At 46.1% G+C, this 10486-nt stretch carries 9 protein-coding genes; 6 read left to right on the top strand and 3 right to left on the bottom strand.

Features of this window, described 5'->3' with window-relative positions:
• Positions 1-401, top strand: a 401-nt coding sequence (locus QVA83_RS00955) for an alpha/beta hydrolase family protein (RefSeq protein WP_287498009.1), incomplete at its 5' end; no start/stop codon positions are given.
• Between the two features lie 240 nt (positions 402-641).
• Here the strand turns inward: QVA83_RS00955 and QVA83_RS00950 are convergent.
• Together QVA83_RS00950 and QVA83_RS00945 are read right to left on the bottom strand one after the other, a co-directional pair.
• Entirely contained in the window at positions 642-1016 is a 375-nt protein-coding gene (locus QVA83_RS00950; RefSeq protein ID WP_014950757.1) for a PH domain-containing protein, read from the bottom strand.
• An 11-nt stretch (positions 1017-1027) separates the two neighbouring features.
• Positions 1028-4006, bottom strand: coding sequence for a putative bifunctional diguanylate cyclase/phosphodiesterase (locus QVA83_RS00945; RefSeq protein WP_014977440.1), 2979 nt, complete (start codon positions 4004-4006; stop codon positions 1028-1030).
• 195 nt (positions 4007-4201) lie between these two features.
• Here QVA83_RS00945 and QVA83_RS00940 point away from each other — a divergent pair, with 195 nt between their 5' ends.
• From QVA83_RS00940 to QVA83_RS00925, 4 genes are all read left to right on the top strand, one after another.
• Complete coding sequence (locus tag QVA83_RS00940; RefSeq protein WP_014977441.1) at positions 4202-5242, top strand: serine/threonine dehydratase; 1041 nt, start codon at positions 4202-4204, stop codon at positions 5240-5242.
• A 97-nt stretch (positions 5243-5339) separates the two neighbouring features.
• Complete coding sequence (locus QVA83_RS00935; RefSeq protein WP_014977442.1) at positions 5340-7040, top strand: amidohydrolase; 1701 nt, start codon at positions 5340-5342, stop codon at positions 7038-7040.
• Positions 7037-8464: an APC family permease gene (locus QVA83_RS00930; RefSeq protein WP_014977443.1), complete on the top strand. Its 1428-nt coding sequence runs from the start codon at positions 7037-7039 to the stop codon at positions 8462-8464. Before QVA83_RS00935 ends, QVA83_RS00930 begins: the two co-directional genes overlap by 4 nt.
• Positions 8465-8467: 3 nt before the next feature.
• A complete protein-coding gene (locus QVA83_RS00925; protein ID WP_014977444.1) occupies positions 8468-9109 on the top strand; it encodes an MBL fold metallo-hydrolase in 642 nt (213 codons plus the stop codon).
• Between the two features lie 121 nt (positions 9110-9230).
• On the opposite strand, the gene QVA83_RS00920 is transcribed toward QVA83_RS00925, so the two are convergent.
• Positions 9231-9746, bottom strand: coding sequence for a lactoylglutathione lyase family protein (locus QVA83_RS00920; RefSeq protein ID WP_014950763.1), 516 nt, complete (start codon positions 9744-9746; stop codon positions 9231-9233).
• Positions 9747-9913: 167 nt separating this feature from the next.
• Here QVA83_RS00920 and QVA83_RS00915 point away from each other — a divergent pair.
• Positions 9914-10486 (top strand): LysR family transcriptional regulator (locus QVA83_RS00915; RefSeq protein WP_287498008.1); only part of this gene is annotated, 573 nt, incomplete at its 3' end.

Below are 10486 nucleotides of genomic sequence, written 5' to 3'. Positions count from 1 at the left end.
GCTATGGCGGCTACATGACGCTGATGACCATGTTCAAAGCGGGCGATTACTTTGCAGCGGGCGTATCAGGTGCTCCGGTAACTGACTGGCGCTTATACGATACCCACTACACTGAACGCTACATGGGCAACCCAAATACAGATGATGATGCTTACACTGCGTCTTCAGTATTCCCTTACGCAAAAGATCTGAAGGGCGACCTTTTGATTTACCACGGCATGGCAGATGACAACGTGTTGTTTACCCATTCAACAATGCTCTACAAGCACCTTCAAGACTTGGCAATTCCATTTGAAACTATGGATTACCCGGGCAAGAAGCACAGCATCCGTGGTAAGCAAACGGGCATTCATTTATACAAAACTATTACTAACTTCTTTAACCGTAACTTGAAAGACTAATACGGTTAGAGCCTGGGGCCTGTTGATCTCTGTACATCTAAGCTCAACAAGCCCTAGAAAGCAGTAAAAAGCAAAAAGCGATGCTTATGAAGGCATCGCTTTTTTGTTTGGTCAGTTTAATTAACGCTTATTTTGTGCATGTTTGCGTTGTAGCGCTTTGTGCACTTGTAGGGTGATTAGACTTTCTTTACTTGCTACTTGCTACTTCAAAGCATCTATCAAGTATTACAAATGCAGAAACTAGCTAAACATCTGGGTTGCTAGGTTTTGCTGTACCGCCTGAGCAGACGATGCACTTAGTTCAATCTCAATAGGATCGGCTTTGCCCGACAGCCAAATTTTAAGCTCGGCGTCAGTATCAAAATGCCCTGCCGTCTCAACGATAAACTGCGTAATAGATTTATAAGGTATTGAATGATAGTTCACTTTGCGCCCGGTAAGGCCTTGCTTATCAATAAGGATTAGGCGCTTGTTTGTGAATACACTTAAATCGCGTACTAATTTAAACGCAGAGGTAACGGTTTCGTTAGCAGCAAGTATAGGCGTAAGCTCTTCTTGAACATCTGAAGCGCTAGTCTCGCTTGCATTACCCATGATGGTATCAAATAAACCCATGACATTTCCTTTTAGGCAGAGGCAAGTTTAACTCGCCATTGAACTCTATGCGCCAGCGGCTTGGGTTTATCTAAAGCAAAGCCTTGACCGAAATCTACTTTAAGCTCTCGTAACACTTCAGCGGTCGCGTTATCGACCACAAACTCGGCTACGGTCTGTTTACCCATACTGTGCGCAATATTATTTATCGCTGTTACTGTAGCATGATCGATAGGATCGTGAACGATATTTCGCACAAAGGAGCCGTCAATCTTAACGTAATCAACATCAAGGTTTTTAAGATAAGTGAATGAAGACATACCTGCACCAAAGTCGTCTAGAGCAAAGCTGCACCCTAAATCACGTAACGTAGAAATAAAGTGTTTAGCAGCGCTCAAGTTTGTTACCGCTGTTGTTTCTGTAATCTCAAAACAAATTTTCTCAGCAGGTACAGAAGTACTTTGCATGCGCTTGGCAATGTTGTGCAGCGCCATTTCATCACCCAGTGTAATACCTGATAAATTAATTGCGACTTTGCCTACGTTATCGATGTGAGCAGGATTACTTTCAAGGGTTTTAAGGGTGTTATCTACCACCCACATATCCACTTTGTTCATTAAACCGTGACGCTCTGCCAACGGGATGAAAAGCCCCGGGCTTATAAGGCCACTGTCTTTTGCATTTAGACGAAGCAAAATCTCGTAATGCTGAAGTTGGGCGGCCTTTTCTTGGTTGGGCACGTTAAGCGGCATGATAGCTTGGCTATACAACTCAAACCCGTCGTTTTGTAATGCGTGATGCAAGGCATGTAACACCTGGTTTTCACTGTCATCAATGGCCATTTGCGAGTCATTATCATGAAACACAAAGTAACGGTTTCGACCCAAGTGTTTGGCTTTGTAACACGCGTTGTCAGCAGCTTTAATTAAGGCTTCTGCACTTTGTGTACTCTCGTTTATTTCAATAACGCCAATGCTTGCCCCTACAAAGAACAACTTGTCGTCATAAACAAAACGATAATTTGAAATCGCCAATAAAAGCTTGTCTAGGCGCTTGGTCACCTCATCCAAACTTTGATTGCGAAATATAATGCAGAACTCGTCTCCCCCTATTCGGGCAAGCAAGTCTTGCCCATTCACGTATTGCCTAAATATGATGGAGATTTCTTTTAGCAGCTTATCGCCCGCTGGATGACCACAGCTGTCGTTTACTAACTTGAATCGATCCATATCGATAAAGCACATCACGCTTTGCTTGTGGTAAGCGCGAGGCGAATTGATACTCGCCACTTTTTCAAAATCAATGTGGTTTAAAGCCTTGCTCTCGCCCTGCTGACCAGCCGCTTTATGCGTTTCATCAAGGATCGCTCGCAGTTTTTCATCAAATGCATAGCGATTAAACAGCCCGGTTAACTGGTCATGGTTAGCTTGAAAATACACTTCTTCCTGCAGCGCCAGCTCTTTGGTCACATCGCGAGCGATGCCTTCAACGGCAACCAGTAATCCTTGCTCGTCGACAATGGGCGTGTCTGAAAATTCAATCGCTAACGGCTCGCCGACCTTGCCTTGATAATGCACAATATAAGGCTCGGGCTTTTCGCCACGGGCAATGGTTTGGCGTATCTCAAATGTCTCGTCAGGTACTTGGCGAACGTACTTCGATTCGTTTGCACAGAAGTCTTCTGCGCTAAACCCTAAAATCTTTTCAATACCCGCGCTTACATACATAAAGTTGTGCTCGATGGTCTTGGTGTAAACAAAGTGGCGGTGCATGCCGTCAACTAAGCGGCGATACTTTTCTTCGCTACGCTTTAAATCGTGCTGGGCGCGAAAACGTTCGGTCACGTCCCTTACGGTTACCGCAATATTGTCACCGGCTTTTACCACCTGAACTTTTATCCATTGAGGCGCAATCTTATCGCTATGAATGGCAAGGTGAGCTTCATAAGGCACGCCAAGTTCAGCAACGTTTTTGGCGTTTTTAAATTCACTGCTTAAACCTAAATAACGCGTTTGCTCGGCTAAGTTCATAGACCGCAATACATCGCATGCACCGCGAAATAGATAGCGACTGTATGAGTTTGCTTCTACTAGAGAAAAGTCATCATCTGTTGGCTGATAAATAAGAAGCGCATCAAGGGAGGCTTCGCTAGCGGTGAGGTAACGCTGCTGACTCAAAGACAAATTAACCGCGCCTTTAAGCTGCTTGTGCAGCACATAGCTAACTAGCGCTGACATCAACAGTCCAATTATAATAATTAACAAGCCTGAGTTATATGGGCTTAGCTGAGACTGCATGGAAAGGTAAAAATCGCGTTCTAAAAAACTGAACGGCAAAAGCGACACAATGGTGCCATCGTTGACTAACTCACCGCTTTGAAAAAGCGTTGCACTGTCGGCGTTAAGCTGAAAGTTAAACTGTGGGCCTACTAACTCGCCTAACATCACGGTTAATATGGTTTGTACGTCGAACCCCGCCACCAGAAATCCATGCTCAGGCTCTTGAGGGCTTATGGCCCTGCCCACAACGATAAAGTGATGTTGAGCAGCATCTGAATACAAAAGCGTGCTTTCCAAATTCTCGGACAATCGCGATATGTTTAAGCCCAACGCGTCCATAGGATGGCCAATGAGGCTGTTGTCTATACGGGTTTTAATACCGGAAGATGGCGTTGCCACCCACGCTATCTCACCGTTAGCATCGACAAATACCAGCGATGAAAAGCCTCGCTGCATGCCCATCAATGACAGGGCTTGCGCATTAAACCAGTCTACTTGGTTTGGTTCAAAGGTGGGCCAGTTTCGCATTAGGTTGTGCAGCGCTTGAATACGTTCGCTTGAGAATACTTCAAGACTAATTTTTACCTGCTCGGCAACCGACTGCGCTTTAGAAATACGTGCTGCGCGTTCATCGTTTTGAATAAAAACACCAGCAGAAACAAATAAAAAGGTGAGAAAAAGAAACAAAACCGTAGGTAAGGCGTAAATACGATGGTTGTGTTTGCTTAACATGTGCCTGTCTCCGGTAACTAGCGCCGGTATACTAAAGTAGAATTATTAAATAAATATGAATTGTCTTATGTGGTATAGGCTCTGGCGTTATCTAATAGTATCTGGCACTGTAAGGCTTCCGATTTTCTTTTAGTGCGTAAAGGCCCTTGTCGGCGCTACCCCATAAAAAAACCAAAATGAAAAGAGCGTTACTTAATGAGTATTTCCCCAAATTTCGAAGACATTAAACAAGCCTATGAACGTATAAAAGGCGACGTAAAGAAAACGCCAATTGTTGAATCTTCGTTGCTCAACAAATGGATGGGCAACCGCATTCTGTTTAAAGCGGAGTGCTTACAGACCATCGGGGCATTCAAAATTCGCGGCGCTATGAATTTTTTAGCCCGCTTGAAAGAGGAAGGTCGTTTACCGAAGCATGTGGTCGCCAATAGCTCTGGAAATCATGCTCAGGCAGTAGCCTATGCAGCGTCTCACTTTGGTATTAAAGCCACTATTTTTGCGAGCGAGACCATTTCGCCGATTAAAGCTGCTGCTACGCAAAGCTATGGTGCTGAATTAAAACTATTTCCTACCCGTCCAGAAGCAGATGCGGCTGTCGAGCAAGCGTCAAAAGCACCAGACACGGTCTGGATACCGCCGTTTAACCACAAAGATATTGTGGCAGGACAAGGCACGGCAACGTTAGAAGCGCTTAACGAAATTGGTGAGGTCGATGCTGTCTTTGCGCCCTGCGGAGGCGGAGGGTTATTGTCGGGCTCATTGCTGGCAACTCGCGCACTACAGCCAAATGCATTGGTCATTGGCGCTGAGCCTGCCGAGGCGAATGATGCCTCTATGTCGTTGCAAGCTGGTGAGATCATTGCCTTAGACTATGCACCAAATACCTTAGCAGACGGCGCTGCCACGCCTTCTGTTGGCGATGTTACGTTCCCTATATTGCAAGAAATAGATGATTTCTATGAAGTGGACGAGCTGCAAATTGCTTATTGGACCCAATGGCTACATCATTTACTAAAGCTTCATATTGAGCCCACGTGCGCGATGACCATGGCTGCAGTAGCGGCTTGGGCTGCCAACACCCCGCCTGGGCAAACCGCTCTTGTTATATTAAGTGGTGGCAACATAAGTCAGGCGAGTATGGCTAAGATTTGGGAGAGAGATTTTTTGCTGCAGCCTCCCATTCTTGACCTTGATGACGAAGACGAATTTGAAGACACCGAGCGTGTCGAGGCATAGCGTTGCGTTAGTGCGTAGCTATTGAAACTCGAGCAGCTCGGTATAAAAACTATAAAAACAAAGAATAAAACAGAAATAAAAAAGGCAGAAACTCACTATGAACTCTACATTGTCGGCCCTGACATTTAAAAAGCACTCGCTTTCAAAGTTACTAACCGCAACCTTTATAACGGCGGCAACGTTAGGCGCTATAACCACCACGCTTACGGTAGATGCTGCAACGCTTGTTGAGAACGTAAAAGGCTATACGTTAAATGAAAGTGGCAAACTCATTACGTTTAAAAACCTTGTCATTGATGAAGGCAAAGTGGTTGCATTAGATATCGACAAAGGCACCACGCCTGTCGACAGCACTATTGATGGCAAAGGCAAAGTTATGCTACCCGGGCTTATCGACGCTCACGGGCATTTACTAGGCTTAGGCGCAAACTTGTTGGAAGTCGATTTGCGAGAAAGTAGCAGTGCACAAGACGCGGCCAAGACAGTTGCCGAATACGCATTTGCGAATGGACAACAAGCTTGGATTACCGGGCGCGGTTGGAACCAGGAATTATGGTCTGACAGAGCGTTTCCAACAGCGGCTGATCTAGATAAAGTCATTTCTGACCGACCTGTTGCACTAGCTCGCGTAGACAGCCACGCTACCTGGGTGAACAGTAAAGCGATGGAAATTGCGGGTATAACTAAAGACACCCCATCGCCTGCAGGTGGCGAAATCATTAAAGACGCTGACGGTAATCCTACCGGTGTTTTCATTGATAATGCATCGCAATTAATAGAAGCGCACTTGCCTAAAGCAAGCAACGCTATTTACGAGCAGCAATTACATGCAGCAGGTGAGCACTTACTAGCAAATGGTGTTACGTCAATGCACGATGCTGGCATAGACAGAGACGTTTACGATTTCTATTTAAAAGAAGCGGTAGAAGGTGACTTGCCTGTGCGTATTTATGCCATGGTGAGTGCGACAGACCCTGACCTCAGCACCATGTTAGGCAATGGCGCTATCCGCGATAAAGACGACTTTTTATATATTCGTTCAGTTAAAGCTTATGGCGATGGCGCACTAGGTAGCCGAGGCGCAGCATTGCTTGAACCTTATTCAGATGCGCCGCATCAACATGGATTGCTGTTAACTCAACCAGAAGATATGACCCAACTGTTTACTACGGTAATTGGTGCGGGCTTCCAGCTTAACTACCATGCCATTGGTGATAAGGCTAACCATGTTGCACTGAACGAGTTTGAAACCACGTTTAAGAGTATTGGCGGCAGCGAACTGCGCAACCGCATTGAGCATGCACAAGTGATTGCGCCTGACGACCTAGCCCGCTTTGCTTCGCTGAAGGTCTTACCTTCCATGCAGCCTACTCACGCCACCAGCGATAAGAACATGGCGGAAGATCGCCTTGGCAAAGATCGTATGAAAGGCGCTTACGCGTGGAAAACGCTACTCGATTCGGGCATTGCACTGCCCTTAGGCTCTGATTTCCCTGTAGAGCTTGCTAACCCCTTTTACGGGCTTCACGCTGCGGTTACGCGACAAGACAGAAACAATCAACCCGTAAAAGGTTGGTATGCCCACGAAGCGTTAACCATTGAACAAGCCTTTAAAGGGTTTACTTTAGATGCAGCCTACGCAGGGCACATGGAAGATACCTTAGGCACACTAACGCCAGGAAAATGGGCAGACTTTATCTTGGTCGACCAAGATATTTTTACCATTGATGCCAAAGACATTTGGAAAACCGAAGTACACGCAACTTATGTGGCGGGAGAAGAAGTTTTTTCTAAATGAGTAGCGAAAACAAAAGCCTGTTAACCAAAGGGATTGGCGGCATTGGCGCTGCCCTTTTGGTGTTAAATGGCCTTATTGGAGCGGGTATTTTTGCTCTGCCCGCTAAAATGGCCGCTGAGCTCGGCGCTTTCAGCCCTTACATCTTTTTGATTTTTGGCGCGCTAATGCTGGCCATTGTGTGGTGTTTTGGGCAGCTAGCGGCGCTGTACCAAGAAACCGGCGGACCTGTGGTGTACGCCCAGAAAGGCTTCGGCGACGCAGCGGCGTTTCAAACGGGCTTTATTTACTATTTAGCTCGCGCAACCGCGATTGCAGCCAACATGCACGTGTTATTGCTATACGCCGGCTATGTGTGGCCCGAACTAAATGCGGGAATAGGCAAATCATTCGCTATTATCGCGCTTACCACAGCACTAATCGTAGTGAATATTGTCGGCCTTAAGGCCGCCATGCGTTCACTTGATACTATCTCGGTGCTAAAACTGCTGCCTTTCGTGGCGCTTATTGCGGTTGGTTACTGGCAGCTCGATTTTTCTACTGCGCTAACACGTTCTTCGGAATCCGTTGTACCTGCGTTTGACACCATTTCTGCCGGCGCCCTACTTACGCTTTACGCCTTTATTGGTTTTGAAACGGTAGTGGTCACGAGCGGCGAGACCAGTTCACCAAAAAAGACCATACCTCGGGCTTTAATGCTTACAGTTTCAGGTATCGCCATATTTTACTTTTGCGTGCAGTGGCTTTATTGGCACACTGTAGGGCCTGCAAAGCCGGATAGCGCACCACTTATTGCACTCGCCAATATGATATTTGGCGAAACTGGGGCGCTTATTATGACGCTAACCGCCGTAGTGTCTGTTGCCGGTAACTTGTTAGCGAATATGATATCTACGTCTCGACTTACGTTCTCTATGGCGCAGCAGTCACTTATTCCAGGTAAACTGGGACAGAAGTTAGGTGAGATTCACACATCCTTTGCTACCCCAGCAGTTTCCATATCAATACTGGGAATATTTGCCGGTACTATGGCGCTGAGCGGCAGCTTTGTGTGGTTAGCTATTTCAAGCGTGCTTGCACGGCTTGTGGTTTACGCCGTGTGTGTAGTGGTGTTGATGAAAGCACAGCGGGCTTCATTGCAGAGGGCACCTTTACAGGAAACTTCCTTGCAGAGCGCTTATTCACAAAGCGGCATGCAGCAAGATACTTCTAAGAAAGACGCTTATTTTAACGGCTCTGCAGGCGCATTTGCCAGCCCTGTAAACCTGTTTCGACGTCTGATACCCTTTGTCGCACTAGCGGTTTGCGCATGGTCTATTGCACAGTCGTCAACCAACGCGTGGCTATTTTTACTGGGTGAATTAGTGGTTGGCGCACTGCTTTACTTTTTTTATTTCGCTCCAAGCAACAAAGAATCAAAAGGTTAAACCGTGGAAATTCAAGTTATACCCGTTACGCCCTTTGCCCAAAACTGTTCATTAATTTGGGATTCATCCACTAACAAAGGCACGTTTGTCGACCCAGGCGGCGACGTTGAAAAGTTGATTGAAGCTGCATCGAATAAAGGCGTGAGTATAGAGAAAATTATACTCACTCATGGGCACTTAGATCATGTGGGCGGCACTGTCGCCATTGCTGAACATTACGGTGTACCTATTGTTGGGCCGCATATTGGCGATAAATTCTGGCTAGATGCACTTATGCAGCAAAGCCAGATGTTTGGCTTTCCACCCGCCCAGCCTTTTGCTCCCAACGAGTGGTTAAACGACAACGATACCATTTCAGTGGGCAATTTAACGCTAGAAGTGCTGCATTGCCCGGGTCATACACCTGGTCATGTGGTGCTGGTAGAACGCTCAAGTAATCGCGTTATTGTGGGTGATGTAATTTTCGCAGGCTCTATTGGCAGAACTGATTTCCCACAAGGTAATCATCAGCAATTAATCGACTCGATTAAACAGAAAATTATGGTGCTGCCGGATAATATGACGATTTACCCGGGTCATGGGCCAACCACTACGGTTGCAACCGAAAAGGCTACGAACCCTTATGTATCTGGCAGGTTCGGTTAGCCTAATTAAAAATAAAAAGGCGAGGTACGTTTAATTGCTATTAACGCCCTCGCCTTCCTGTTAATTAACGCCCGCTACATACAAGCATGAAGCGATAATTAACAGACCTTACAAACAATGCTTATTCGTAAGCGCCGCTTGCATAATGCAACTCATAGCTGTGGCTATAAATTTCAAGGATGTTGCCAAACGGGTCTTCCATGTAAATCATGCGGTAAGGCTTTTCACCCGGATAGTAATAACGCGGCGCCTTCATTCGCTTTTTACCACCAGCAGCGACAATCTTCTCAGCCAAGCCTTCTACATCTGGGTCTTGAACACAGAAATGGAAGATACCGGTTTTCCAATATTCAAAGTTGTTTTCTGGGTTCTCTTGGTTGCTGAACTCAAAAATTTCAACGCCGACACGATCACCTGTTGAAAGGTGCGCAATGCGAAATTTCCCCCAACCTGGACCAAATACATCGGTACACATTTCGCCAATCGCCGAGTCATCTTCAACAATCTCGGTTGGCTTCATGATGAGGTACCAACCAAGTACTTCGGTATAAAATTTCACGGCAGCTTCTAAGTCAGGTACTGAAATTCCAATATGAGAAAACGTACGTGGATACGGTGTTTTTACTGCTTCAGTCATCACTTACTCCTATTTAGTGCAAGTTATCGAAATGGCTTAAGCGGCCGCCTCGTCAAGAAGGCCAACTCGAACACCGCTTAAGTGAATGTGCATACATAGTAGCTAGACAAAGATGAAACATGAAATTATGATATTTTCTAAATTTAATAAATTTAAATTATACCCGAATGATAAATCCTACTTGGCTAGACACCTTCATCACGTTAGTAGAAACGGGGAACTTTACGCGCACCGCAGAGCAACGGTTTATGACGCAGCCGGGCGTAAGTCAGCACCTTAAGAAACTGGAAGAGGCATGTCAGTGTGAACTAGTCATCCGTTTAGGCAAGGGGATTCAGCTAACTGAACAGGGCCAGCGTGTGTACCACTATGCCAAGGAGCAGCAGGAAAAAGAGCAAGATTTTATTGCCAGCTTAAAGTTTGACGCCCCTTTTGAAGGTAAGTGCGTAGTAGCCTGCTCGGGTGCGATTGCTCAGCGTATTTACCCAGCCTTACTGGCACTGCAAAAACAGCATAGCGCGCTTAATATTCACGTGGAAGTCGCACCTCGTCGTACTATTTTGTCAGGCATTGCGAACAATACGCTGGAGCTTGGCATTGTGACAAACCAGCCAGAGAGTGAAGATATACATAGTGAGTATTTAGGCGAAGAAGCATTGGGGCTTATTCTACCGCGAAGCCTACCTTATGCGCTTGCTGCGCAGGTTCCTGGGTTATCTGAAAACGCGCAGGGTTTTATT

The sequence above is a fragment of the Alteromonas sp. AO-Serp genome (genome assembly GCF_017849675.1).
GTDB lineage: Bacteria > Pseudomonadota > Gammaproteobacteria > Enterobacterales > Alteromonadaceae > Alteromonas > Alteromonas macleodii.
Note: the sequence above shows the minus strand (reverse complement) of the source record. Positions and strands in the feature narration are given on the sequence as shown.